Raw genomic sequence first — 25,935 nt, 5'->3', positions numbered from 1 at the left:
TCCGGCGCCTACTTCACCACGAGGTTGACCATGCGGCCAGGAACCACGATGGTCTTCACAACGTTCTTGCCAGCCGTGAGTTCGCCGACCTTCGGGTCGCCCAGGGCGAGCTTTTCGATCTCGTCCTTGGAGGCGTCCGTCGGCACGTCGATGCGCGCCTTGACTTTGCCGTTGATTTGGATGGGGAGTTCGACGGTGGCGTCGACAAGCAAGTGCTCCTCGAACGCCGGGAACGGCACGAAGGTGATGGTGCCGTCGTAACCGAGCCGCGACCACAGCTCTTCGGCGATGTGCGGAGCGAGCGGGGAGACCATCTGCACCAGCGGCTCGACGGCGGCGCGCGGGGCACTGTCCGGGTAGGTCTTGGTCAGGTAGTTGACGTACTCGATGAGCTTGGCCACCACGGTGTTGTCGCGCAGGTGCTCGTAATCGTCGCGCACGCCGGCGATGGTGCGGTGGAGCTGCTTTTCGTCCTCGGCGGTCAGCTCGGCGCCGCTGACCGCGAGCTCACCAGTGTCCTCGTTGACCACCAGGCGCCACAGGCGCTGTAGGAAGCGGTGCGCGCCGACGACATCCTTCGTCGCCCACGGGCGGGAGGTGTCCAAGGGACCCATGGACATCTCGTAGACGCGCAGGGTGTCCGCGCCGAAATCGCGGGCGATGTCGTCCGGGGCAACGGCGTTCTTCAGGCTCTTGCCCATCTTGCCGTACTCGCGGTTGACCTCTTCGCCGTTGAAGTAGTACTTGCCGTCCTTCTCCTCAACCTCGACAGCAGGGACGTACACGCCGCGGGCGTCCGTGTAGGCGTACGCCTGGATGTAGCCCTGGTTGAACAGGCGGCGGTACGGCTCCTTCGAGGTAACAAAGCCCAAGTCGTAGAGGACCTTGTGCCAGAAGCGGGCGTAGAGCAGGTGCAGCACGGCGTGCTCCACACCGCCGACGTAGAGGTCCACGCCGCCCGGGTCGTTCTCGCCGTGAACGTCCGGCTGCGGGCCGGTCCAGTACTGCTCGTTTTCGAGGTTCACGAACTGCTCATCGTTCGTCGGGTCGATGTAGCGCAGTTGGTACCAGCTCGAGCCCGCCCACTGCGGCATGACGTTCGTGTCGCGCTTGTACTGCTTCGGGCCGTCGCCCAGATCCATCGTGACGTTGACCCAGTCCGTGGCCTTCGCCAGCGGGGGAGAGGGCTCCGAGTCGCGGTCGTCCGGGTCGAAGGACACCGGCTTGTAGTCTTCGACCTCGGGCAGCTCCACCGGCAGCTGGTCCTCCGGGATGCCGTGGGCTTGGCCGTTCTCGTCGTAGACGATCGGGAACGGCTCGCCCCAGTAGCGCTGGCGGGCAAACAGCCAGTCGCGCAGCTTGTACTGGATCTTTTCCTCGCCGGCTTCGCGCTCGGTGAGCCAGTCGATGGCGCGGTTGATCGCCTCGTCCTTGCCCAGGCCGTTGAGGTCGAGGCCGTTGTCGTTTGCGGAGTTGATGTGAGTGGCGTCGCCGGTGAACGCCTCCTCAGAGACGTCGCCGTCGAGCACCGCCGTGATCGGCAGGTTGAAGACGTTGGCGAACTCGTAGTCTCGCTCGTCGTGCGCCGGCACCGCCATGATCGCGCCGGTGCCGTAGCCGGTGAGCACGTAGTCCGCGATGAAGATCGGGACCTTGTCGCCGCTGACCGGGTTAACCGCGTAGGAACCGAGGAAGACACCGGTCTTCTCCTTGTTCTCCTGGCGCTCCACGTCCGACTTCGCGGCGATGGTGTTCAGGTAGCTCTCCACGGCCTCGGCCGGGGTGGCCTCGCCGTTGGTCCAGCGCTCGTCGGTGCCCTCCGGGTAGGCCTCGGCAGTGAGCTCCTCCACCAGCTCGTGCTCTGGGGCCAACACAACGTAGCTCGCGCCGAAGAGCGTGTCCGGGCGGGTGGTGAACACCTCGATCGCGCCTGCGGGGGACTCGAACGCAACCTGCGCGCCGCGGGAGCGGCCGATCCAGTTGCGCTGCATGGACTTGACCTTCTCCGGCCAATCCAGAAGATCCAGGTCATCCAGCAGGCGGTCCGAGTATGCGGTGATGCGCATCATCCACTGGCGCAGCCGCTTGCGGTACACGGGGAAGTTGCCGCGCTCGGACTTGCCGTCCGCGGTGACCTCCTCATTAGCCAGCACCGTGCCAAGACCCGGGCACCAGTTGACCATGGAGTCGGAGAGGTAGACCAAGCGGAACTCATCCAGCGCCGCGTACTTCTCCTCTGTGTTCAAGTCCTTGAAGTCGCGGCCGTCCTTGGTCTGGCGCACACCTGTCATCAGGTCGCGCACCAGGTCCTCGATCGGGCGGGCCTTTTGCAACTCCTCGTCGAACCAGGAGTTGTAGATCTGCAGGAAGATCCACTGCGTCCAGCGGTAGAACTCCGGATCCGTGGTGGCGACTGCGCGACGCTTGTCGTGGCCCAGGCCCAGCTGGTTGAGCTGGCGGGTCATGTTCTCAATGTTCGCCTCGGTAGTGGTGCGCGGGTGGGTGCCGGTTTGGATGGCGTACTGCTCAGCCGGCAGACCGAACGCGTCGTAGCCGAGGGTGTGCAGGACGTTCTTGCCCAGCATGCGGTTGTAGCGCGCAAATACGTCCGTTGCGATGTAACCCAGCGGGTGGCCGACGTGCAGGCCAGCACCGGATGGGTACGGGAACATGTCCTGGATGTTCAGCTTTTCTGTCGGCAGCGGGTCACCGGTGGCGAGGTCGCCGGTGGGGTTCGGCGCGTTGAACGTGCCGTTGTCGCGCCAAAAGGCCTGCCACTTCTGCTCGATGTCGCCGGCCAACTCCGCGGTGTAGCGGTGGGCGGGGCCGTGGTCGCTCGCGTTAGTCATGGTTAGCCAGTGTAATAGGTGCCCACTACACGGCAGGCGTAGGCGGATCGCGAAAGATACCGGAAAGATATAGCGAAGATATAGCGCCCCCAAACCGAAGTTTTTGACCTGTTTATGCAGGTCAGCTAATTGTTCCGATATCTTTCGATATCTTTCTGCGCGCCTATTGCGCCCCAACCCACTCCACAATCGGGTCCAGCCGGGACACATCCACCCGGTCGACGTCTTTGCCGTACGTGTCGATCATGTTGCGCTCGTTGGCGCTCTTGCCCGGCTTCATCCGCAACGCGGTGATCAGGCCCTTCATGACCGTCTTGTGCTGAGTGGAAAGCTCGGAATAGTTCATGCGGCCGGGCAGGTAGAAACGCTCAACGTGTGCCGCAAGCGGGCCGAGGAGCTGACCGGCGGCGTCTGCCTTGGCCACTTCACTATCAAGCGTCATTCCCACCGTGACCAGCGCGACGGGCGTGTGTTGGACAGTAGCGGCGTCGAGGCCCTTCAGGTACTTCACCCCGTCATGCATCGGGCCGTGCGCTGGCGCGAGGATGACGGTCGGGCCGCTTAGCGGAACGCCTTGCTCGAGCTGCTTCGCTGTGGTGCCCAGGCGCGCCGCTAAGGCTTCCGCGTACTGCTGGGTTGAGCCGTAAAAGGAGGAGTACAAAACTGTGCAGGCCATGACTCCATTGTGCCGTGGTTTAGGGCCTGCTTTTGCTTGCATGCGCCAACGCCCCCGCCACAGCCAGGTCCTCCCACGGCATGCCGACAGTTTTGAACACGACGCGACGGTCCGGGTCGAGGGTGACGTCACCGCGCACCACATCACGCATCGGAAGCACGTCGTCCCAGGACAGCGCCCCCTTTTCGACAGCGATCACGACGTCCCCCGCCTCGCGCTTGGCGGCCCCGAGGTCTTCCACTACGACTTGGGCACCGACGAGCACGTCCTCGTGCAGTTCGCGGGTAGTGGTGGTGTGGGCGCCGACGGAAATGACGGTGGCGTCGGTTAGCAAATGCTCCGCGTCGAGGATCGGCTCGAGCGAAGAGGTAGCGGTGACCACGAGCTCTGCCTTTGAAACTGCGGGAGCCACGGGGTCGTGCCGGGAGATGAAAGTGCAGCGCACCTCGCGGATACCGCGAAGGGTGTCGGTGAGGGTCTCGGCGTGGGCGCGGGCCTGGGCACCTGTGCCGAAAATGGCCACCTCGAGGACGTCCGTGGAGGCGCGGAGCCGCTCTAGGACCCCTGCGACGGAGACGGCGGGCGTGCGGAGGGTGGTGAGGGCGGCGGCGTCGATAAGCATCTCTGGCGTGAGCGTGCGACCATCCATAAGCACATACGAGCCTTGGACAAGCGGCACCTGCTCGGTGGAGCCCGGCGGCTGGATGCCGAGCACTTTGACGCCCACCGCGCCGTCGAGTGCCGAGGGGAGCAGATGCATCTCACCGTGGGGGAGGGCCACTTTCTGCCGGTGCGGATCGGTTGCCGGGTCGAAACCTGCGAGCAGGGGTCGGCGGATCGCCTCGACCGCCTCCGCGGGCTTAAGCGTTGCGATTGCCTCGTTGAAATCCACGACACGCATGCGGCCAGTGTAGGAGTTAGCCTGGGGCCATGAGCAACCGTTTCGAAGGACGCGTCGCCCTCGTCACCGGCGGCGCCTCCGGCATTGGCAAAGCAACCGCAACCAAGCTTGCTGCTGAGGGCGCCAGCGTCGTCATCGCTGACCTCGACCTCGACGCCGCCAAGGCAGCGGGCGACGAGCTCACCGCGAGCGGCGCACAGGCCGCCGCGTTCGAGCTCGACGCCTCGAGCCGCGAGGGCAACGAGAACGCGGTGAAGTTCGCGGTCGACACCTTCGGCGCACTCCACCTCGCGTTCAACAACGCGGGCCGGGGCGACAACCGCGCTCCCCTCGCGGAGAAGGATCTGGATGACTGGGATTCCCTGGTCAACTTGAACCTCCACGGCGTGGCGTACGGGTGCCACTACCAACTCAAGCAATTCCTCGCCCAAGGCGACGACACCCCGCGGGCGATCGTGAACATGTCCTCCATCCACGGCACCGTGGCGCGCAAGGGCGGCCTGGATGCGTATACCGCCGCCAAGCACGGCGTCATCGGGCTGACCAAGGCACTCGGTGCCGACTACGCCGAACACAACATTCGGGTCAACTCGGTCGGCCCCGGCTACATCAAAACCCACATGTTCGAGCGCTACTCCGCCGAGCAGCAGCAGAAACTTGCAGACCTGCACCCGATTGGTCGCCTCGGCCGGCCGGAGGATGTTGCCAACTTGGTTGCATTTTTGCTTTCCGACGACGCCAGCTTCATCACCGGCTCCCACCACCTCGTCGACGGCGGCTACACCGCGGTCTAGCGTCTAGGGTTTGCGTCGCGCGCGCCACAGGGCGATAGTGCAAAATCAGACCCATGAAGCAGAAACTCGCAAGCACCATTACCGCAGGCGCCTTGGCCCTGACCACCGTCGCCGTTGCTCCCGAAGCTAGCGCCGCGCCGGCACCGACCACCCAGCACGTCACCACGCTCGCTACGAACACGGATACCTCGAACTCCAGCAGCGAAGCCGGCGAGGTCATCGCCGTCCTAGTGCTCCTGGTGGCATTCATGGGCATCTACGGCTGGTTCAGCCCGTACAACCCGAACGGCGCTTGGGCGAACGCGGCGAAGTAGGCTGCCTTAGCGGACGCCACCCGCGCAACCTCATCGCGTTGGTAGGAGAGTTCCCTGTTAGGAACTTCTCCCCCCCTCGCTACTTCAGATCCCACTCTTTAGCCAGTAGCTCTACTAGAGTGTTCTGCCTCCTAGCGATGGTCTCCGGTGTCCACTCCCGCTCACCTAACACCTGGGTAGTGAGTGCGAAAACCGCAACGCCGTCGCCTGACGCGAAGTACTTATCTTTTTTAACGCCGAAGTCGTAGTTCTGAGCTCGGGAGTTGGAGCGCCTATTCAGCAGAAGAAGATTGCCCAAGCGATGGGTCCAACGTTCCATCTGCTCCGGAGAAAATGTGCGCGCCCACTCGCTGTCAGCCGGCGGCTGCTGTGGAAGAACATGCTCCACTGTGATGATTCGGTGGTCGTAGGACGCTCCTGGGTCATTAGCTAGAACCGAATCCAATCGGAGCAAGACGTACTTCCGAACCCTGGTAAGCAGGTAGAGATCGCCGTCGATCTGCTTCAGTGTTTCGGACCGTTCCCAATCCGAAAGTTGGAACGCTGGGGAATCCAACCCGTCGCCGTCAGTCAGCTGTTTTAACAACTCCATGTACCGCTGCTGGCGCGGTGTGGCGTACACCCTTCGCAATAACATGCTCGCGGCGAGGCGCTCCAGTTTCTCGAAAAAAGCGATCAGGAACGCTACATCGTCACCGTGCTCCTTGAGTGCCCACAGAGCGGGAGGACGCCAATCGTCGTTGTCGAGCTGGCTCAACCGCTTCAACCAGCCATTCAGTTCCTGCCAGCGGGGGTCCTCACCGTGGAAATCTTGGGCTAAAAGGCGGATGTCGGCACGTGCATAGGGCTCCAGCACTTCTTCAATGAAGCGGATGCCGTTATCCGGAAGGTAAGCATTTAATACCTGATCCGGAAACTCTTGGAGCAGACCCTTGACTGCGCGCGTACGAGACTTGATCGCGCGAATGTAGAGGAACAGGTCCCCAAACTCATCGCGGCCAAGATTCTCCTCAAGCGATTCCCAGACGTTTGCGTAGGCGTCCTTTTGTCCTTCGGGAGTGGCGCCGATTACCTGCGATTTAAAGATGTCCTGGGGGGACAGAGGCAGGCCGCGGGCGTTCATGACAGAAAAGATCCGATAAGCGCTGTTGAGATCGGGGGTTGCCACCGTAACCAAAAACGCCCGTTGCGCCACGAGAACGAAGAGCGCTTGAAGCTGGCCCTCGTCCCACGTTTCCAACTCTTTCCGAAGCGCGATCGCGTTATCGCGAATACCTCGCTGAGGATCAGTATCGAGTGAGTTCTCGCTGAGACTTACCAGCTTCTCGGTTCCGCCAGCAGTTTGGATGTGCGTTGCGAAAAACTTCTGGTCCCGCGGCCGGATGCGCAACCTTGGGCTCGCCGCTTCGCTCGCCCACACAACCGCAGGCTTCTCAATGAGCTGATGGATGGATGCCTGAAGCTCCTCATCCTTCACCAAATCTCTCATTACCGCGAGAAGGATGGTCAGTGTGGTGAGGCGTTGCTGCCCGTCAATGACCTCGGAGCGCGGAGATCCGGGCTCTTTAACTAGGACAATCGATCCAAGGAAGTAGGGCTCATCTGTGTCCCGGTCTAGCGCACCGACAAGATCAGACAGCAGCTGTAAAGTTTCCTCAACTCCCCAGGCGTATGGCCTCTGGTACTCAGGGATGACGAACTCGTAGTCGCCGCTGGCGAGCAACCTTCCTACGTTGATTTCTTTTGCGTCGATCTGATTGCCCTGCAGCGCCACTGATGACCCCTTCTTCCCGTTGCTTTCCGATGCACATTTCACATCCTATGAGGGATTACCACCGAGATCCTACGATGCCCAGCAGCGTCAATTTCGTCTAACTGAACATCGCGCTCTACTGGATCATAGAGAGGCAGGGATGTGGGTTTCGGTGGCGTCAACTGTGCTTTCAACCTGCATTTGAGTCTCCTGTGGCATGCAAGGAACAGCGCGAGCGTCACACCCGACGTCCGCTCATTTCAGCGAATTCGTCCAGCACTTCGAGAACGTCGGGGGAGCGCCACGCGCGCTGGCGTTTGTCCAGCTGCGCAGACACTACGATCCCGTCCTGCTCCAATCGTTCAAGCGCATTGCGGGCTGTCTCCGCCGAAACGCCAAACTCGGTAGAGACAGCGTTTGTGGTCAATACCGGCCGTTGCTGTAGGAGGTCGAGGACGCGCCAAGCGAGCGCGTCTGCACGGGCGGTGAGGATGCCGTCCCATTCAATGCGCAGCGCCTCCAGCTCCTTCGCCAACCGCGCGCCTCTCTCGGACGCCTCAATAGCGGCACGGGCGAACAGCTGCACGATTTGCTCCACGTCGCCGTCGCGATACGCGTCAAGTGCCGCAAAATACCCGGCGGAATCGGTGAGGAGACCGGCTGAGATGGGGAGGGCGGAGCTCCTTGTTAAGCAGCGTTCCTTCAACATCACATGGACTAGTGCACGCCCAGTTCGGCCATTGCCGTCCGCGAACGGGTGGATCGTTTCGAACTGCGCGTGCGCCACGGCCGCGTGCGCGAGCGCGGGAATGTCCGTGCGCTGCATGAATCGCCCCAGATCCGCCATAAGCTTCTCCACGCTCGCAGCCCCTGGCGGTACGAACACCGCCCCCGCGGGAGAAAAGTCGCTGCCGCCGATCCAGACCTGCTGTTTCCGCAGCTTGCCCGCGATGTCCGGCGCCGATTCCGCGAGAAGAATGCGATGCATGTCGACAATGCCGTCCACACTTGCGCGGGCCCGTTCGACGGCTTGCTCCATTTGGCGAGTGTTGGCAGCGATCAGCGCAGCGTTACCTTTACCCTTTCCGGTTACCTCTGCCTCGAGCACTTTCCGCGCGGACGATGTGAGCTGCTCAATCCGGCTCGACGCGGCGGATTCGCTGCGCAGCAGTAGCGGCGTAAACGGGATGAGACGATGGGCGTCGGTGGCATCGAAACGCACTATCTCCACTGTCGCTTGCTCGACGAGTGCACGAGTTTCATCCGCGAGCTCCAGCGACTCATCGGCGATGAAGGGCACAACTGAGGCCTGGTACTCCCGCGGGGCATTGCGCGCAGCCCGCCGGGAGACCATCTCGGGAGCAGGGGACCAAGGGAGGGTCTCCACGCCAGCTTTCGGCCACGTCATATTCCTGAGACTACCAAACTTATGCTTCTAACTTTGTCTGTCTGTTCGGAAAGCAAAAGATCGCTTACTCCTGAGCCGCGAGGAATCCTTCGAGCCGCTGTGACGGAGCGCCACCTTCTGCCTTAACCCCACGCCCTTCTCCGACTCGCCAGAACCCTCCTGAGATCGCGTGCACGGCGCGGGTCGAAGTCTGCCGCTGCGATGATTCGTTCAGCTGCTCCCTCCGTCAATTGCAGAACTTGCCCCATCACACGCTCGGCCACGCGCTCGCCCAATCCGATTTCGCCACAAAAAGCCCGAAACGCCTTGCCGCTAATATTGTCTTTCCATCCTTGCACCGATAGCGCCATCGTGGAGTCGCCGTAAGGCACCGTCGAGGGTATGTCGTATATCGGCGCCATCTCCACGCCGCCATTGCGCCAGATCAACGACATGTTTTTAGCGTGCAGGTCACCGTTCCCAGTCAGCCAGGCGAGAGCGACTTGGAACGCGATTGATCGTGCGGTCAAGCTTTGTGACGAGCTCACGCCCATCAACGCTCCGGCCACATCCTCCATCGCCGGGTCGTACTTTGCACTGGGGTACAAGCCCATAACCTGCGCCGCATCTTCAACGTGGAGGCGTTTGCCGCCCACTCGATCGAAGCGTGTGATGAGGAGTCCGGGGCGCCCAAAGGCGTCGGTTAGCAACTGCGTTTCTGTGAGCGGGAACTTTGCGGCACCGGCAATGCTGAAGCATTCGGCTTCATTTTCGACGAGCTTAGGGTACTCGGGTGGGGAAACTTTGAGGATGTACTCCGCGTTACGGTTGCGAACCGGAGCCGCGATCGTGCGGGCAGAAGCCTTGTCTTGGACGCCGGGAACAGCGATCGGGTCTGCGATACCTGCGGCGTTAAGAGCTGCCGAGAAATCCAATGCGCCGGACAAATCAATTGAGGCCATGGGGTGCTTCGGCCTCTGACCGTGCGGTACGACGCTGACATCGCCAACCGTGCTGGAGCCTACGGCGAGCAAAAGTGCAAGCTCGTCATCAAGGGAGGCCTTTACAGTGCGCTTCAATGTGGAAAGACGCCTACCCTCCGGCAGGAGGTTGGTAAAGAACGGTGGGAGTGCACCGGCCGCAGTGGTGTAAGGAGCTCCGCTAAGCGGCAACGTCGTGGCCACTGGGGTGGTGACACCGTCAAGGTAATCGAACTCGGTGAGCCCATCCACACGTTTGTAGAAGTGACCGACGAGCTCGTCTCCTACGTATACGTCAGCGGCAATACCCTGCGAGGTCATAGCGGGTCACTCCTATGCACGACAGGTTCGAGGTCAAAGCCAAGAACAGCCAGTACATCGATCACCTTGCCAATCTCCGCCGATGGCTTTCCGTGCTCCAATTCCCTCAGGAACCGGTCCGACACATCTGCAAGCTCCGCGACTTCAAGCTGGGTCAGTCTGCGCTCTTTGCGCTTGGCGCGCACGAAAGCCCCGATCTCCTCGACTTTCATGAGCCACTCCTCTCTACAGCTGGCGCCCTAGGCACCGGAGCGATCGCACCGAATATCCGGTAAGTAGAGAGGACCTTACCGCATTACCGCCCAATTCGGTGCGTTCAATCCGTTTTAGCAAAAACGCGGCGATGGGAGCAGCGAAAATCTAGCGAATCGGTGCGTACGATCCGCCCAGCTCTGTTACCCCTCCGGCAGGAGCTCTGAGCGCTCACCAACCGTGGTGATCACCAACGCGTCGCGGGCGCGCGCTGCGGCGACGCAGAGCAGCGAGCGCTCCCGCTAGCACGGCTCCGCACTTGAGTCTCGTGGGTGGGGAAGTCATGCGCGATTGAGCCAATGGCCGAATAAGGTACTTGAAATGTAGGGTTGTTGGCATGCGTCAACCCGAAGCTGAAGCAGGGGCGGAAGTAGGCCACTTGAAGCGATTAAGGTAGGTTGTCGGATGAGCGAATCCTGGGATGACACAGCAATTAAGTCAAGCGAAGAGGATAAGTACGGTTACGCGGCTTATGCACGGCGCATAGGCCATGCAATAAAAAAAATACCGAAAGACGCGGAAAGTACGGTTTTTGCGATCACTGGCGCTTGGGGTGTTGGCAAGACGTCAGTGGCCCAGCTGCTTGTTCGAGAATTGCACAGCAAAGACAGTTATCCGTGGTCCGTAGTTACTTTTACACCTTGGGCGACCAGCAGCTCCGACGCTATGTTAGTTGAGTTCTCCCAAACAATTATCGGTGCAATACCTCGGACACAAGACGGACACATAAAGCAATTACTAAGTGAGTGGCTGGTAAAGACCACTAGCTACACTTCGTTAATACCCGGCGCGGTGGGGGATCTCTCGTCCGGTGTCTCCGACCTCATGAGTAAGCGAGTAGAGAGCCGCAACTGGGAAAATTTACTGTCCGACATACAGACAGAAATTCAAAAGCACCACACGCAGATACTCGTAATCATCGATGACTTGGATCGCTTACCGGGCCCAGATCTCGTAAACGTCCTGAAGGTGGCCCGGCTGCTTGGAAGGATCCGTGATGTTCACTACCTTTTGGTATTCGATCCAGGGGTTATCAGAAACACATTGAATGCAACTTTAGACAGCCAGCGAACGAGCCAAGCCGAAGCGTATTTGGAAAAATTCGTTCAGGTTTCGTTTCCGATTCCGCCGCTAAACGAGTACCAGGTCGAACGTTCTCTAGCAGAGTGGCTCTCTCATCACCAGGCCTTCGATACGGATGACCTTCGAACGAACCTACAACTAACACAGGGAGCTGTAGTTCACCTGCTTCGCACACCAAGGCGCCTGAAACGATTTAAGAGTCGGTTATCAATTCATTCCGATCTGATTCCTTTGGACGAAGTTTTGGCCGGTGACCTTTTTCTGCTCACCGTCATCCAAACGGTATCCCCAGATCTCTACGACCGCCTGTGGGGTCTCAAGATGCAACTGATCTCTGGCGATTCGAACTATCGGACGAGGTTAACCTCAAGTTATTCGAGGGATACGTTATCCGCTGCCAGCGTGGCAGAAGGAGTTGATGAGCAAGACAAGGTGGAAGTCCAAAAGATCCTCGTAGCATTGTTCCCTTCAATCTCCTTTTCAGACCGCAGGGGATTTCACGGATCGAGCGCTCCACGTCGCTCTATCGCCCACGTCGACTACTTTGACCGCTACTTCGTCGGTCATGTACCGCAGGGAGATGTTCCGGATGAGAAGGTGCGGGCGGCCCTGCGGCAATCAGCGGGCGGTGAATCACAAGGCCTGATGCAGCTACTATTCGAGAATCAGAGGGTGGCTAGCTTAGCGATTACGAAGGGCAGGGAAACCCCCGACCTCACCCCGGTAGAATGTTTCAATGTGGCGAAGACCCTGATAGCAGCTTTGCCGCAGCTTCAGGCGTCGGGTGATGGGATATTCGATCCGTACTTCAAACTGTTGGATTGGATTGCAGACCTCCTCCTGCATGTCCCAGCAGAAGCCCACTTTGAAGACCGTATCGCTGACGCTTTGGACGCCGTACCCGAGCCCTCAGTCCGCGAATTACGATCCTTCATCTCGATGGCCGTGGACCGAGGAGCAGGCGGTGACAGTTGGGCTAAGTTCTTCGGACGCCGCACGTTTCGATCTATCAGCGAGTTTCTTACCTCAAAGGATGAGAGTGAAACAATACAAGCTTATCCCGACATCATATTTGTAATGCGCTACAATTTAACCGCTGAGCTGGTTGAACACCTCTGCGAGAGGGATTTCTATCCAACTGATTTGGCAAGTCGCCTCCCAGCATTATTCCTGTATTACGATTTTGCTCCAGAGGTACCCCAACATCGCGAAGTGGCGCAGTTTGACCGCGCTTCGTACGCAGGACTTATTAGGGAGCTGCCCGATTCATTCACAACCAAGCACCAAATTCGTAATCTCGATACGTTTCCGAATGGCTATCTTCACCAATCAAATTTTGACCATTCTATCCGAGAGCGCATGGAGCTATCTCTATTGTTGCCAGATGCGCCTTCCCCCGACACCCAGAACTCGAGTGAAGTGTCGTAATAACCAGTTACTTGCTGCGTAAGGGAAGCAGGGGGTTCGACCGGAGCCCTGCTTCTCGGACAGCTATGGCAAGGTAAACGGGGTGAACAACTACGGCGCTCACCTCACCCCGCACCAAGCGAAGTTCTTCGCCAACGAACTCGAACGCTCCCACGCCAATGACCATGTGGGGAAGCTGGCGGGCTTACTGTTCGACGCACAGGTTGAGCCCAAGCCACACCAAATTGACGCAGCACTTTTCGCGTTGAACTCACCTTTTCAGAAGGGCGTCATCTTGGCAGATGAGGTCGGGCTCGGCAAGACCATCGAAGCGGGCATCGTCATATCCCAGTACTGGTCGCAGCGACGCCGCAGCATATTGATCATTGCCCCTGCCAGCCTTCGCCAGCAATGGAAGCAAGAGCTGTGGGAAAAGTTCATGATCCCCGCAGAACTGCTTGATTCCAAGACAGCAGATGCGTTCATCGGCGCCCCAAACCAAAAGCAGACTGTGCTGATCTGCTCGTACGAGTTCGCGGCCCGGAACGAAGCTCGCCTTGAGCGCAGCTGGGACCTGCTGGTAGCTGATGAAGCTCACCGGCTGCGTAACTACTGGAAAGGGGGCAAAGTCCCAACTGCCATCTCGAAGATTGCAAATAGGTCCTCTAAAATGCTGATGCTGACCGCGACCCCCTTGCAAAACCGCCTCGAAGAACTCTACGGGCTAGTTTCAATCTTCGATGACGAGTACTTCCACTCGCTCGACGCCTTCAAAGAACGCTACGTGAAAGGGAGCACCGAGGATCTCCCGGATCGAGTAGCCCCAATCGCGAAGCGCACGCTGCGCCGCAATGCAGAAAAGTACGTTCGTTTCACGCAACGCATGCCGATCACCGTGGAGTTCGACCCGTCACCGGAGGAGTTGGAGCTTCATTCGCTTATCGACGCCTACCTGCAACGCGATAAGATCTACGCCTTCAATAAGTCCCAAATGCACCTATCGGCGATGATTCTTCGCAAGCGCCTCGGTTCTTCGACATACGCAATCGCGAGCACGCTCGAGTCGGTGGCAGATCGCCTGCAAGATGAACTCACCACAGGAATGCGCCGAGGCAGAGGCGGTTTTGTGCTCGCGCCGGAAGCCGATGCGGATTTCACCAGCGACGAGCTGGAACGCATGGAAAGCGACACATTTGATGATGACCGGCTTAACTACGCCGATCCCGTCGTTAGTAGCAAGATCGAGGCGGAGATCCGAGATCTCCGCAACTTCGCAGCTCTCGCCCGCTCTATCAAAGTGAACCAGAAGGCCGTCCATCTCAACGAGGCTCTTGAACGCGGTTTCGCAACCCTTCGGGAAATTGGAGCACCGGAGAAAGCCATCATTTTCACGGACTCCACAGTCACGCAGGAGTACCTCGCCCAGCACCTCCGAGACACGGGGTGGGGAGACGGCCTCGTCTTGTTCAACGGGACGAATACATCCCCAGAAGCCTCCGCTATCTACAAAGCCTGGCTAGAGAAGAACGAAGGCGGTGATGCTGTAACCGGCATCGCAGCCGCCGACCGACGCAAGGCCCTAGTGGATTACTTCCGCGATGAAGGAACCATCATGATTGCCACCGAAGCCGCAGCAGAAGGCGTGAACCTTCAGTTCTGCTCGATGTTGATCAACTACGACCTGCCTTGGAACCCGCAACGAGTAGAGCAGCGCATCGGCCGCGTCCACCGCTTCGGCCAAAAATTCAACGTGGTTGTGGCCAACTTTTCGAACAAGGGAAACACCGCAGAGCGGCGAATCCTTGAATTACTCACCGAAAAGTTTCAGCTGTTTACCTCGGTGTTCGGTGCCAGCGACGAAGTGCTCGGTTCCATTGAAGACGGCGTTGATCTTGAGCAAGAGATCGCACACATCCTGAAGCAGTGCAGAACTGAAGACGAGATCAACGCCGCGTTCGACGAGCTGGAGAAAAAGTTTTCCGCCGAGATTTCGTCGGAAATGAAGAAGGTTCGTTCGAAAGTCTTCGACAATCTTGACCCGCAGGTGCAAGACCGCCTTCGTAGCCACGACGAACAGTCAACGGTAACGCTTAACCAGTTCGAGCGCCTGTTCCTGGCCCTCACTCAATACGAACTGCGTTCGGACGCAGTGTTTGACGATTCTTCGAACACCTTCACGTTGGAACACTCACCGGTGCCCGATGCTCCATCTGGCCGTTACGCCTTCAAGGAGCAGGTGCCTGGCGCCCATCAATATCGTTATGCCGGACCACTGGGCCAATACGTTGTTGGGCAGGCGCTAAGCGAGTACACCCCCACCAAGGAACTCGTTTTCAGCCTTGGTGCTTCTCATCGAGTCGGTGGAGTAGCTGCGGAGCTCGTAGGCCAACATGGCCAACTAGCAGTGCGGAAAGTGACGTTCGAGATGCGGGCAGGGTCTCAAGACGTCACAGAGTCTTATTTGCTCTGCGCTGGGCTCACCAGTCGCCGTAGGAAGCTCAACGCCGAGGACATTGGCAACTTAATGGATCTCACTGTGGTGTCGATTGAAGACTGTGAGCCGGTGGACCTAGGCATCCTGGAAGCCGATCTGGACAAACAGTCGGAATCCCACCACAAGGACGTTCAAGCTCGGAATGCGAAGTTCTACAACGAGCAGGAGGATGCGGTCCAACGCAACCGAGAAGACCGTCAAGCTGAGTTCAACCAGCAGGTCGCCAAGCTTGAAGCTGAACTGAAAGATCTGAGAAAGCGAGCTCGAAACACCGATGATCCGACAGAATCCTTGCGGTTTAAGAAGAAGTCGAACCAAATTCAGCAGAAGATTTACGACGCTGAGGACGACTTCGCGCGCGAACGCCGCACCCTTCATGCCCGATCTGTCGATTACTTGGAAGCCGTAGAGCAGGCTCTCGGTGGCACAGAACACGTGGAGGATTTGTTCTCAGTGCGTTGGCGAGTGGAACCGTAGATGTCGCTCGCCTCAATGTGCGAAAGATAAACCACGCTTGTCGCATGCATGTGGCAACCTCATTTGCATGAGTGATTTCGACTTTGATGAAACCCGAATCGAACCGTGGTCCCCTGACTTTCGCACTGCATTAGCTACCGAGCTGGCAAAGCTCGCCCCCGAGGCAGTTGCTGACGGCAAGATCGATATCGAGACCCTGAAGGAACTGCTGGACGGGGACGCTTCCGACACTTCTGAGCGATTCGGCTTGTTCTGGCCAGGGAAAAAGCGCGCAATGCGAGCCGCTCAGACCCCGACTAGCGCCACTCTCGCACCCGATTTCGAAAACTCCAAAGACTGGGACACAACCCAGAATGTGTTCATCGAGGGCGACAACCTCGAAGTTTTGAAGATCTTGCAGAAGCACTACCACGGCAAGATCAAGATGATCTACATCGATCCGCCTTACAACACAGGCAAAGACTTCGTTTACCCGGACAACTACCGAGAGGGCCTTGAGAACTACCTCTCGTGGTCAAAGCAGGTTAATGAGGAAGGTCAGAAGCTTTCAAGCAACACCGAGACCGGTGGTCGGCTCCACACAAACTGGCTTAACATGATGTTTCCTCGCCTGAAGCTAGCACGCAACCTCCTCTCCGACGATGGGTTTATTGCTATCTCAATCAGCGACGAAGAGCTAGCCAATCTCCGGCTACTCTGCGACAGCGTTTTTGGCGAAGCTAACCTAGTTAATATTTTGACTGTGCGTCGGCAAGACAAAAACCTGAACAATCAGTTCGTGGAACGCGGATTGCGATCGTTGAACGTAGGCGTCGAGTACTGCCTAATCTACGCGAAGCAACTGCATGCATCGCTAAACCCAATTCGAACAGAACTCAAAGACCGCGATAGAGCTGAAAAGGGCTACTGGAAGGGGTTCTGGAATTCACCGGACCGCCCGAGCATGCGCTATGACCTTCTTGGATTCACACCGGAGACTGGGCAGTGGAAGTGGGAGTCCGCTCGCGCCCAGCGAGCGGTTGATAATTATCAGACGTACGAGACTTCCTACGCAGACAAAATGACATTGGAGGAATACTGGGCCACAACTGGCAAGACTTTGGAATTCATCCGCCGCGGCGACAGCCGTAAAGGCAAAAATTCCGGTGTAGAACATTGGATCTCTCCTGCTGCGGATAAGTTGAGGTCTTCCAACTGGACAGATCTACTGGTTATGAAAAAGCCCTCCGGCATGGAGCTACCGTTCGAATCGCCGAAGAATCCGGAATTTCTTATCGAGCTGTGCCGGCTCCTAACTGCACCTGACTCAATAGTCCTCGACTTCTTTTCTGGTTCTGGCTCAACGGCTCAGGCTGTAATGGATCTCAACGCCAGAGATGGCGGCAGTCGCCAGCACATTCAAGTTCAGCTACCCGAACCGACGCCAGAGAATAGCTCAGCCCGTCAGGCGGGTTTTCGTACGATTTCCGATCTTGCTAGGAACAGAATCGCAGTTTCTGGAGAGAGAATTGCGGAATTTTGTGCGGCGAACCCAGCCAATAGAACCACTCCTCTAGACATTGGCTTTCGAGCATATAAACTGGCCGACACGAATTTCGTGAAGTGGGATCTGAGAGCAGATACATCTATTAAGAGTGCCGAGCAACAGATTCTCAATGTTCGGGAATCTACCAAGGACACCGCTAGGCAAGACGCAATACTCACCGAGCTACTTCTGAAGCAGGGCATGTCTCTTACCGAGACACTCTCCGAAATTGAAGCAGCCGGTCTGGGCTGCCATGCAGTTATCAATGACGCTCCGGATGCCGAACTGGAAAACAAATACGTGCTGATTGCGTACGTCAACGAGCACGTAAAGCCATCTCTGGAACAGCTGCGCGCATTAACCGAACTGCGGCCCGGACGTCTGGTGGTTCTCGAAGACGCTTTTGCCGGTGACGACCAGCTCAAAACCAATTTGAAGCAGATGTGCGCCACCCACGACATCGAGCTGAAGACCGCATAAGGGGATGTAGCTGATGAAGTTCAAGTTTGACAGCCGTCAGCAATATCAGCTGGACGCAATTAGTTCCGTTGTCGATCTTTTCGAAGGCCAGCCGAAAGACGTAGGTCAATTTCGAGAAATCCTCCGTGGGTTTCTCAGTTTCGAGACAGATCAACAAAGTCTGGACATCGGTGTAGGCCAGCAGGAGCTGAGTTTGGAAATTGGTGCCGTCGGAAACCATCTGTTCCTTGGTGAGGACACGATTTTGGACAATCTCCAGCGTGTCCAAGAGCAGAACCAACTGATGGTGAGCGATCAACTGGTGGACGGTCTGCAGTTTGACGTTGAAATGGAGACTGGCACCGGTAAGACTTACGTGTACTTACGCACCATTTTCGAGTTGGCGGAGAAGTACGACTTCAAAAAGTTCGTGATCCTGGTGCCCAGCGTCGCCATCCGCGAGGGTGTGAACAAGAGCATCGAGCTTATGCGCGCTCATTTCCGAGAGCTGTACCCGACACAGCCGTTCAGTCACTTTGTATACTCCGGCGACAACCCCGGGCAAGTGCACGGTTTTGCCACCGGCACCTCTATTCAAATCATGATCATGACGGTGGCGGCGATTAAGGGAACGAAAAACAACCGCATTTTCCACCAAAGCCGAGAGGAACTCGGTGGCCTGGCACCAGTCGACTATCTCCGAGCCGTACGACCGTTCGTCATTTTGGATGAGCCGCAGAACATGGAATCAGATCTCTCCGAGGCGTCGATTGGAAAGCTCAACTACTCCGCAATTCTTCGGTATTCCGCTACTCACCGGAAACGCCGCAACCTTGTTTACCAACTCGACCCGGTAGATGCACACAACCTGGAACTGGTGAAGCAAATCGTCGTTGCCGAGGTCGTGCAGGAAGGGGTGGAAGCCACACCGTACATCAAACTCTTGGACGTGAATCCTAAGAATTGGACGGCGAAACTTGAACTAGCTGTCCGCGACAAGAACGGGAACATTGTTAAGAAGGCGGTCAATGTTAAAAAGGACCGCAACTTGGAGCAGGTCACCGATAACCCTGCTTACTCGAACAATTGGTTCGTTACCGGGATGAGCATCGAACCAGCCGCAGTTGAGCTCAGCCATCATCCTCGCCTTCTCGTCGGAGAGGAGATCGGTGGCAACACCGAAGCCATCTACCGGGACATGATCCGCGAAACGATTCGGGAGCACCTTGAGAAAGAAGAGAGTCTTCGCGAATCGGGCATCAAGGTCCTGAGCCTGTTCTTTGTGGACAAGGTTGCTAGTTACATGGGCGATGGCGATTCACTCGCCTCCGCGAACGGTCCATTTGCTCAGTGGTTCGACGAGATCTACCAATCTGAAGTTGAGCGTCAAATGATGCTAAACCCTGATTTCGGTGTGTCTGTGGCAATAGACCCAGACGAGACACGCAGCGCTTACTTCGCCTCGACAAAAAAGGGCGTCACCAAAGATTCCAAGGACGGCAACAGCGACGACGATTCACGCGCATACGACCTAATCATGAAAGATAAAGAGCGCCTGCTTTCTCTGGACGAGCCGGTGCGCTTCATCTTCTCCCACTCAGCACTCCGAGAAGGGTGGGATAACCCCAACGTTTTCCAGATTTGCACCCTGCGTGAGATGGGTGGAGAAACTGAACGGCGTCAGACGCTCGGGCGAGGATTGCGTCTGCCGGTTGACCAACAAGGTAACCGTTACTCCGACCGGTCGATCGCTCAGTTGACGGTGGTTGCGAACGAGAGCTATACCCGCTTTGCCAAGGGTTTACAGGACGAGTACATCCGTGCAGGCGTAGAAATCGGATTTGTTCGACCCCAGGAATTCGCCAAGATCATCGACCCGGCCACAGGTAGCGCCATCGGAGCCGCGGAGTCACAGGGGATCAGGCAGATGCTTCAATCGAGTGGTTTTATTGACGCCGAAGGGTTCATTACATCTCGATTTACTCCCGACGAGGACTTCTTCTCTCTGCACCTCGGTGACTTGGAGCGTCTTGAACCCATGGTTATAGATGCCATGCGCGCGGTATCTGTTGCCGCCCAGGTCAAGCCTCTGCGGAAGCGACGCAAGCGCAAACTGAATAAAGAGGTCTACTTGGATCCCCAGTTCGCGGAAATGTGGGACACAATCTCTCAACGAACCACATACAGCGTTGCTTTCGATAGAAACCAGCTGGTGTCCGAAGCAATCGACGCCATCAAACAAGCACCTACGATCCCTCCTCTGCGCGTTAACGTTACGAAGGCAACCGTCACCGTGAACCGGGGCGGAACAGAAGGGACTCGGACGGATCAACGCTCAACGAACATTGAGGATTCATTCGAACTTCCGGACATCATTGCTCAGCTCCAGGAGTCGACATCGCTGACGCGGCGCACCATTGCCGACATCTTGATCGGTTCGGGCAGGTTAGCCGAGTTCACGAAGAATCCGAACGGATTTATCGCTATGGCAAACGAAGCGATTCAATCCGTGCTCGCCAGGGTGGTCGAAGACGGGCTGCAGTACGAGAAGATTGGTGGCTCCGTGTACTCGCTCCGCGAGCTGCAGGCGGACGGCGTGGAGGAGAAGCAGTTCTTCTTGGACACGCTCTACGAACTGCAGAACAAGCAGAAGTCGGACTTCAACTACGTTGTCACTGACTCGCAAGTGGAGAAGGACTTCGCAAAACTACTGGACAATGACAAAGACGTTCGGTTGTTCACGAAGCTTCCCCCCAAGTTCAAGGTGCCGACGCCTGTCGGTCCTTATAACCCTGACTGGGCGATCATCAAACGAGTCCAAGGCGAGGACAGACTGTACCTGATCCGTGAAACGAAGAGCACCAATTTGGAGCACAAGCTCAGAGAGACCGAAAAAGCGAAGATCCGCGCCGCGCGCAAACACTTCGCCGTGCTCGGCGTCGACTACGGCGTATCCGCGCCCGACGCTTGGAATATTGGGTAGCCGCCCCCTTCATCGTGTTTGAAAGGGGCGGGTGGGCGTCGTCAAGCTAGAGCTTCAGCTTCGCTTGACGACGCCCGCTCGCGGCGCATGCCGCGCAAGTGCTGCACCACCGCGATGACGATCGCAGCGAACAGCATTAGGTAGACGCCGATGGTGATCGGGAAGACGAACAGCGCGCTGACGTCGTCTTCGGACACGGCGAGGGTGCGGCGCAACTCGGTCTCTGCAAGCGGGCCGAGGATGACACCGATCAGCAGCGGCGCGATCGGCACCTCGTAGCGACGCATCAGGAACCCGAGGAAGCCCAGAGCGATTTATGCCGGCAACTTTTTCTACAGCCCGGCGCGCTCCCGCATCTGCGCTGTAAGGTCCGGGTACATCGCCTCAAGCGCAGCGATGGCAGCGACCAATGCTCCGAGCGCGCCAAGGATCACACCGAGAATGGTCGAGCCGGTGCTGGACTGGGACGATCCGCCCTTCTCAACCGGCTGCGCCGTTTCTGTCACCTTCGCCGTTTCTGTCACCTTCGCCGTCTCAGTGACCCTGGCCGTTTCGGTCACGGTCACCGCCGGCACCGGTTCAGTCGTGGTGACCGTCGTGGTCACGGTCGCGGTCTCCGTCACTGTCTCCGTTGCCGTCTCCGTCGCGGTCTCCGTGGCGGTCACCAAGACCGGTTCGGTGACCCGCTCCGTGGCCGTCGCGGTCTCAGTAACGGTTGCGGTCTCAGTCGCGGTGCTCGTCTCCGTCGCGGTCTCAGTAACGGTTGCGGTCTCAGTCGCGGTGACGCGCGCCGTCTCCGTCGCGGTCTCAGTAACGGTTGCGGTCTCAGTCGCGGTGCTCGTCTCAGTGGAGGTCGAGGTCACCGGCACGGTGGTGTGCTTCGTCGCGGTAACCTCAACCGTTGCGGTCACCGGCTCAGTTACGCGCACCGTCTCGGTCGCAGTGGTAGTTTCAGTCGCGGTGGTGGTTTCAGTAACCGTCGTGGTCTCGGTCGCGGTGGTCGTTTCCGCCGGGTCTTCCTTCGGGGCACGCGCAGTCAGCCACTGGTCGGGGCCGATGGGGTGGTCCACCATGCGGATCTCACCGATGGAGCCAAACCACCCTTCCTGTTCGATCTTGGCGGCGGCGGAGGTGCCGAGGATCCATTTGGCACCGTTGCCGGCCATGCCGACGGGGCCGTAGCCATCACGAAGAATCGGCGCGCCGTCGAGGTACATGCGCACGGACTGGTCAGCCGGGTCGTTCACCACTGCGACGTGCACCCACTCGCCCTTCGGCACTTCGTGGGACCAGTTGGAGAAGCCCCGGCCGTTGTCCCCGAGGGAGTACCAGCGCAGCTCACCAAGCGAGGAAACACCCAGCATTTGAATCGGCTCAGGATCAAGGCCCTGGCCGTGCTCAGTGCCAGAGGCATCACGGATCAATGCGTTCGCCCAGCCGTTTTCGTCGCCGTTGAACTCGGGATCCAGCTTGAGGAAGGCCTCAAGCGTGTAGCCGTTGTCGAAGTTAGCCTTGTTGGCCGGTGCGCCAGCCGCGGTTTCAAAGAAGGCGACAGCGAAGTTGGTCCTCGGCTTGGCCCAGCGCAACGCGCCGGTATCGGAGGACAGCGGGTGGGTGTCGGTCTCAAAGGTGATGGCGTCGGCCCCTGCGAATGCGCGGTGGCGGGTGCGCGTCATGTCCGACCCACCCGCCACGTCTGGGATGGTGGAGCCGGAGGGGACTGGAGCGGCGTCGTCAAGCAAAAGTGCCCCCGGGCGCCAATGCGCAACCGTGCCTGCAACCTTGGGGTAGTCCTCGGCGCTGGTCGGGCGCTGCGCCTCTTCAACCTGGTACGGGGTGAATCCGGTGGTCAGCGTGTTGAGCAGGGCTTCGGTGTAGCTCGGGTCGTCCTCGTCGCCGATGGTCCACTCCGGGTTGAAGCCGCGGAAGCGCTCCGCGTAGTTCAGCGGGATGGAAAACGCGTCGTTCTTGCCGGTCAGCAGCAGGTTGTCGAAGTGCGTGAGCTTGGCGGTTTCCTTCTCCTTCACCCACGGCGAATACGCGGTCATCTCGAGCGTGTTATTGCTCAGATCGAACTCGAGTTGGCCCATCAGGCCGTTGCCGCCGAGGTAGGACATTTGGTAATCGTGCAGGATGTTGATGACCTGGTGGCCGGCGTCATTGGTGGTCAGGTGGTAGCCGGCGCCGTGGTGGTGGCCGGCGAGGGTGAGGAAGATCTGGTCGTTTTTCTTGATCAGCTCTTTCCACAGGTACTCGCCGTACTCCTTGGTGTAGTACGTGGATCCGTCGCCGGCGATGCCCGTGATCTCGTGCGCGGTGAGGATGACCGGCAGCGTGGGGTGCGCGTTGATCACGCCCTGGGCCCACTTCAAGGTGTCTTGGTTCGCGCGGAAGCCCAGCGCGAGCACCAAGTACTCCTGACCTTCGGCCTCGAAGATGTGGTACTCACTATCCACCGTCTGGCCGGGGAAGGAGTAGTCCGCAGCGCGGTGCACGCCAGTGGACTGGGTGCGGCCGCGGAACGTCGTGGTGTTCGCGCGAGCTCGGTCTTCGGGGAAGTAGGTGTCGAAGGCGGAGCGGTCGCCGAACATGGCGTAATCGTGGTTGCCCGGCAGCACGGAGTAGTTGATCCGCGCCTGCTCGAGGACCTTCATGGCCGCCGAGCTGATCTCCCAGCTGGCGCGGTCGTTCGGCTGGTCCACCACGTCGCCGAGGTGGGTGACAAACTCTAGGCCCAGCTCGTCCTTGTGCTGAGCGAGGAAGTTCGTCTGGCTAGGAAATGGGTTGGACCCGTAGCGATCGACGAAGATGTTGCCGGCGGCTTCGGTGCCGTAGCGGGCGTAGTACTGAGTGTCGGGCAGAACGGCGAGGGTGAAGCGGGACGCGAGGTCCCCGTTACCAGCGGCGTGGGCGGTCAGCGGCGTGACGGTAGTAGCCGTCAGCGCCAGCACCACGCCAGTGGCAATCCGGCGGCGCATGGGCATGGCTTTCAGGGCTCCTGTGAGAGAAGTGAGGGGTTCATCACAGCACGCTAAACCCGCAGGTTGCCCAGAAGGTGACCTGCGGGTGAAGTTCGGGTGAAACGTTAGCCGTTCGTGCGTGGGAGCACTGCGAGCGGGGAGACGTCGATGGGCGAGGGGGTACCCTCACCGTCAACGCGGAACCACTCACGGATGGCGTTCATAATGTCCTTCATGAGCTACCTCCTTTCTCGGAAACGGGAATTTGTTTACCTCCCGTTCACTTTGTGGACACTGTAGGTTTACGCCAATCGTTTGTCAACACCAACGATTATCCCTTCTCCAGGAATAGCGAAAGCCGGGCCCGAAGGCCCGGCGGTGGTGCTGCTTTGCGCAGCGTATGGGGTGAGCTGGTGGTTAGAGGAAGGGGTACGGGTCCCATCCGGTGAAGTACTCGATGCGCTCGCGTGCGATTAGCAGCAGTGCTGCGACAACGGCAACGAGCACGATGGCCAGGAAAATCCAGCCGATGGCCTTGCGGCCGCCGGAGACGGATCCGTCCTCGCCGGGGGAAAGGAAGTGAATGCTTAGGGAGAACAGCGTTGGCAGCCCGGCGCCGAGCAGCAGGCCCACGCCGGTGACCAGCAGTAGTGATTGAATGAGATCAGCCATGATATTTCCTTTTCGCGAATCTGATCTGGGTTAGCGGCTCGGGTTTTCGGTGACCGCGGTGGAGCCGCCGGTGTGGTGCTGGTGCGTCAGACCCGCGCTGGTGTCGACGAAGTCTGCCGGCTCGCCGTAGACGCGGTTGCTCTTGCGGCCGCCACGCCGCGTGGTGTCGGTGCGGTTGTCGTCCTCATCATCCTGAGAGTCGGCCGTCTTGCCGGTGGTAGCGGCGGAGTTGGACTCGTGGTCCCAGTCGTCGTTGACGTTGTCTTTGTGCACCGGCTTCTGGCGCGCCTTGTGGAACATGTAGCCACCGCCGATGGCGATGATGGCGGCAAGCGCGATACCGCCCCAGAGCGGATCACCACCGAGCTCAGACACGCCGTGCGCAATCCACCAGGTGACGAAGGATACGAAGGCAGCAATTGGCAAGGTGGTGATCCAGGCCAGCGCCATGCGGCCGGCGACCTTCCAGCGCACCTCACCCGCGGGGCCGGTCAGGCCGGAACCGAGGATGGAGCCGGTAGCCACGTGGGTGGTGGACAGCGCCATCCCGAGGTGCGAGGACGTGAGGATGATCGCGGCGGAGGAGGTCTCCGCAGCCATGCCCTGCGGAGGGTGAATCTCAACCAGGCCCTTGCCCAGCGTGCGGATCACGCGGAAGCCGCCGGAGTAGGTGCCGATGGCGATGGCCAGCGCGCAGGCGAGCTGAATCCAGAACGGCATCGGGTGGCTGGCATCGAACTGGCCGGCAGCGACCATGGCAAGGAAGATCACGCCCATGGTCTTCTGCGCGTCGGACGTACCGTGCGCGAGCGCCACCAGGGAGGCGGTGCCGATCTGGCCCCAGCGGAAGTAGTTGTCGCGGTGGGTCTTCTCCGCATTGGCGGTAATCCGGTACACGAGCCAAGTGCCGACGGCCGCGATGAGGCCCGCTACGAACGGGGCGAACACAGCCGGCAGGACGATCTTATCCAGCACGCCGTTCCACACCACGCCGTTCCAACCGATGGAAGCGATCGCGGCGCCGATGAGGCCACCGAACAGCGCGTGGGAGGACGAGGACGGGATGCCGAAGAGCCAGGTGAAGAGGTTCCACATGATGCCACCGGCCAAGCCGGCGAAGACCACGAGGAGGAGGCGCTCGGAGTCGAGCTGGTCGTTGAGGTCGAACACGTCGAGCTTGACGATGCCTTCTGCCACGGTCTTCGCAACCGCGACGGAGAGGAAGGCGCCGACCAAGTTCAGGATGCCGGCCAGGGCAACCGCAACCTTGGGCTTGAGGGCGCCGGTGGCAATGGAGGTGGCCATCGCGTTGGCAGTGTCATGGAAACCGTTAGTGAAGTCGAAGAACAGCGCAACGACGATGATGAGGACGAGGAGGACTGTGATACTCACAGGGCGAAATTATGCGCCTGGGTTAGCACGTTGACACCATGAGAATTGAACAATTCACCAAAAGATAACCGGCAGCTCTCGGCGTTCTTTTCGCGTTCATCAGTTCACTTCGATTTAAGTAGTGTCGACAAAACTAACTGGGAAAACTCTGTTGCCGTTTGGGGTAGACAGCCCACGCGCCTTGGTCTTATACTGCTTCACGTAGGTCCTCTCGCCCACGGTCCACCCCCCCGAGACCGGTTGAGCGCTCACCCAC

Annotated in this window: 17 protein-coding genes; 6 read left to right on the top strand and 11 right to left on the bottom strand. The window is 59.0% G+C overall.

All coding sequences use genetic code 11. The features are described from left to right. Window positions 1–8: 8 nt before the first annotated feature. The 3 genes from leuS to V6D40_RS09545 form a co-directional block, all read right to left on the bottom strand. Window positions 9–2,849 (bottom strand): leucine--tRNA ligase, encoded by a 2,841-nt coding sequence (gene leuS, locus V6D40_RS09555; protein WP_334290131.1) that lies wholly within the window; start codon window positions 2,847–2,849, stop codon window positions 9–11. Window positions 2,850–3,012: 163 nt separating this feature from the next. After that, complete coding sequence (locus V6D40_RS09550) at window positions 3,013–3,525, bottom strand: flavodoxin domain-containing protein (protein ID WP_334290130.1); 513 nt, start codon at window positions 3,523–3,525, stop codon at window positions 3,013–3,015. Between the two features lie 19 nt (window positions 3,526–3,544). Beyond that, window positions 3,545–4,426 (bottom strand): ornithine cyclodeaminase family protein, encoded by an 882-nt coding sequence (locus V6D40_RS09545; protein WP_334290129.1) that lies wholly within the window; start codon window positions 4,424–4,426, stop codon window positions 3,545–3,547. Window positions 4,427–4,455: 29 nt separating this feature from the next. Between V6D40_RS09545 and V6D40_RS09540 the strand changes: the two genes are divergently transcribed. Together V6D40_RS09540 and V6D40_RS09535 are read left to right on the top strand one after the other, a co-directional pair. Beyond that, complete coding sequence (locus V6D40_RS09540) at window positions 4,456–5,220, top strand: SDR family NAD(P)-dependent oxidoreductase (RefSeq protein ID WP_334290128.1); 765 nt, start codon at window positions 4,456–4,458, stop codon at window positions 5,218–5,220. Window positions 5,221–5,273: 53 nt separating this feature from the next. Then, window positions 5,274–5,534 (top strand): hypothetical protein, encoded by a 261-nt coding sequence (locus tag V6D40_RS09535; RefSeq protein WP_334290127.1) that lies wholly within the window; start codon window positions 5,274–5,276, stop codon window positions 5,532–5,534. A 79-nt stretch (window positions 5,535–5,613) separates the two neighbouring features. On the opposite strand, the gene V6D40_RS09530 is transcribed toward V6D40_RS09535, so the two are convergent. The 4 genes from V6D40_RS09530 to V6D40_RS09515 all read right to left on the bottom strand — a co-directional run bounded on the left by V6D40_RS09530 (window position 5,614) and on the right by V6D40_RS09515 (window position 10,187). Next, the gene (locus tag V6D40_RS09530) at window positions 5,614–7,308 is read right to left on the bottom strand and encodes a DUF262 domain-containing protein (protein WP_334290126.1); all 1,695 of its coding nucleotides are present in this window, start codon (window positions 7,306–7,308) and stop codon (window positions 5,614–5,616) included. 217 nt (window positions 7,309–7,525) lie between these two features. Beyond that, window positions 7,526–8,695 carry a Fic family protein gene (locus V6D40_RS09525; RefSeq protein ID WP_334290125.1) on the bottom strand — a complete coding sequence of 390 codons (1,170 nt, stop codon included), beginning with the start codon at window positions 8,693–8,695 and terminating at the stop codon, window positions 7,526–7,528. A 122-nt stretch (window positions 8,696–8,817) separates the two neighbouring features. Continuing rightward, complete coding sequence (locus V6D40_RS09520; RefSeq protein ID WP_334290124.1) at window positions 8,818–9,975, bottom strand: type II toxin-antitoxin system HipA family toxin; 1,158 nt, start codon at window positions 9,973–9,975, stop codon at window positions 8,818–8,820. Further along, entirely contained in the window at window positions 9,972–10,187 is a 216-nt protein-coding gene (locus tag V6D40_RS09515; RefSeq protein ID WP_334290123.1) for a helix-turn-helix transcriptional regulator, read from the bottom strand. The genes V6D40_RS09520 and V6D40_RS09515 overlap by 4 nt, the downstream gene beginning before the upstream one ends. Before the next feature lie 445 nt (window positions 10,188–10,632). Between V6D40_RS09515 and V6D40_RS09510 the strand changes: the two genes are divergently transcribed. The 4 genes from V6D40_RS09510 to V6D40_RS09495 all read left to right on the top strand — a co-directional run bounded on the left by V6D40_RS09510 (window position 10,633) and on the right by V6D40_RS09495 (window position 20,655). Then, window positions 10,633–12,738, top strand: a complete 2,106-nt coding sequence (locus tag V6D40_RS09510) for a KAP family P-loop NTPase fold protein (protein ID WP_334290122.1) — start codon at window positions 10,633–10,635, stop codon at window positions 12,736–12,738. 82 nt (window positions 12,739–12,820) lie between these two features. Beyond that, window positions 12,821–15,688: an SNF2-related protein gene (locus V6D40_RS09505; protein ID WP_334290121.1), complete on the top strand. Its 2,868-nt coding sequence runs from the start codon at window positions 12,821–12,823 to the stop codon at window positions 15,686–15,688. Window positions 15,689–15,755: 67 nt separating this feature from the next. Further along, window positions 15,756–17,693, top strand: coding sequence for a site-specific DNA-methyltransferase (locus V6D40_RS09500; protein ID WP_334290120.1), 1,938 nt, complete (start codon window positions 15,756–15,758; stop codon window positions 17,691–17,693). A 13-nt stretch (window positions 17,694–17,706) separates the two neighbouring features. Further along, complete coding sequence (locus V6D40_RS09495; protein WP_334290119.1) at window positions 17,707–20,655, top strand: restriction endonuclease; 2,949 nt, start codon at window positions 17,707–17,709, stop codon at window positions 20,653–20,655. Window positions 20,656–20,696: 41 nt separating this feature from the next. Here the strand turns inward: V6D40_RS09495 and V6D40_RS09490 are convergent, their stop codons facing one another. The 4 genes from V6D40_RS09490 to V6D40_RS09475 form a co-directional block, all read right to left on the bottom strand. Further along, complete coding sequence (locus tag V6D40_RS09490; protein WP_334290118.1) at window positions 20,697–20,942, bottom strand: hypothetical protein; 246 nt, start codon at window positions 20,940–20,942, stop codon at window positions 20,697–20,699. Window positions 20,943–20,987: 45 nt separating this feature from the next. After that, window positions 20,988–23,639 carry a metallophosphoesterase gene (locus V6D40_RS09485; protein WP_334290117.1) on the bottom strand — a complete coding sequence of 884 codons (2,652 nt, stop codon included), beginning with the start codon at window positions 23,637–23,639 and terminating at the stop codon, window positions 20,988–20,990. A 393-nt stretch (window positions 23,640–24,032) separates the two neighbouring features. Further along, window positions 24,033–24,287 (bottom strand): hypothetical protein, encoded by a 255-nt coding sequence (locus V6D40_RS09480; protein ID WP_334290116.1) that lies wholly within the window; start codon window positions 24,285–24,287, stop codon window positions 24,033–24,035. A gap of 30 nt (window positions 24,288–24,317) precedes the next feature. Continuing rightward, entirely contained in the window at window positions 24,318–25,679 is a 1,362-nt protein-coding gene (locus tag V6D40_RS09475) for an inorganic phosphate transporter (protein ID WP_334290115.1), read from the bottom strand. Between the last annotated feature and the right edge of the window lie 256 nt (window positions 25,680–25,935).

The organism is Corynebacterium sp. Marseille-Q4381, from assembly GCF_036881695.1.
Lineage (GTDB): Bacteria > Actinomycetota > Actinomycetes > Mycobacteriales > Mycobacteriaceae > Corynebacterium.
This window is presented reverse-complemented; position numbering and strand designations above follow the sequence as displayed.

Bases quoted from the DNA above. Each gene is read 5' to 3' on its own strand.
- leuS (WP_334290131.1), bottom strand. From the start codon at position 2,849: ATGACTAACGCGAGCGACCACGGCCCCGCCCACCGCTACACCGCGGAG.
- V6D40_RS09550 (WP_334290130.1), bottom strand. From the start codon at position 3,525: ATGGCCTGCACAGTTTTGTACTCCTCCTTTTACGGCTCAACCCAGCAG.
- V6D40_RS09545 (WP_334290129.1), bottom strand. From the start codon at position 4,426: ATGCGTGTCGTGGATTTCAACGAGGCAATCGCAACGCTTAAGCCCGCG.
- V6D40_RS09540 (WP_334290128.1), top strand. From the start codon at position 4,456: ATGAGCAACCGTTTCGAAGGACGCGTCGCCCTCGTCACCGGCGGCGCC.
- V6D40_RS09535 (WP_334290127.1), top strand. From the start codon at position 5,274: ATGAAGCAGAAACTCGCAAGCACCATTACCGCAGGCGCCTTGGCCCTG.
- V6D40_RS09525 (WP_334290125.1), bottom strand. From the start codon at position 8,695: ATGACGTGGCCGAAAGCTGGCGTGGAGACCCTCCCTTGGTCCCCTGCT.
- V6D40_RS09520 (WP_334290124.1), bottom strand. From the start codon at position 9,975: ATGACCTCGCAGGGTATTGCCGCTGACGTATACGTAGGAGACGAGCTC.
- V6D40_RS09515 (WP_334290123.1), bottom strand. From the start codon at position 10,187: ATGAAAGTCGAGGAGATCGGGGCTTTCGTGCGCGCCAAGCGCAAAGAG.
- V6D40_RS09510 (WP_334290122.1), top strand. From the start codon at position 10,633: ATGAGCGAATCCTGGGATGACACAGCAATTAAGTCAAGCGAAGAGGAT.
- V6D40_RS09500 (WP_334290120.1), top strand. From the start codon at position 15,756: ATGAGTGATTTCGACTTTGATGAAACCCGAATCGAACCGTGGTCCCCT.
- V6D40_RS09495 (WP_334290119.1), top strand. From the start codon at position 17,707: ATGAAGTTCAAGTTTGACAGCCGTCAGCAATATCAGCTGGACGCAATT.
- V6D40_RS09490 (WP_334290118.1), bottom strand. From the start codon at position 20,942: ATGCGTCGCTACGAGGTGCCGATCGCGCCGCTGCTGATCGGTGTCATC.
- V6D40_RS09485 (WP_334290117.1), bottom strand. From the start codon at position 23,639: ATGCCCATGCGCCGCCGGATTGCCACTGGCGTGGTGCTGGCGCTGACG.
- V6D40_RS09480 (WP_334290116.1), bottom strand. From the start codon at position 24,287: ATGGCTGATCTCATTCAATCACTACTGCTGGTCACCGGCGTGGGCCTG.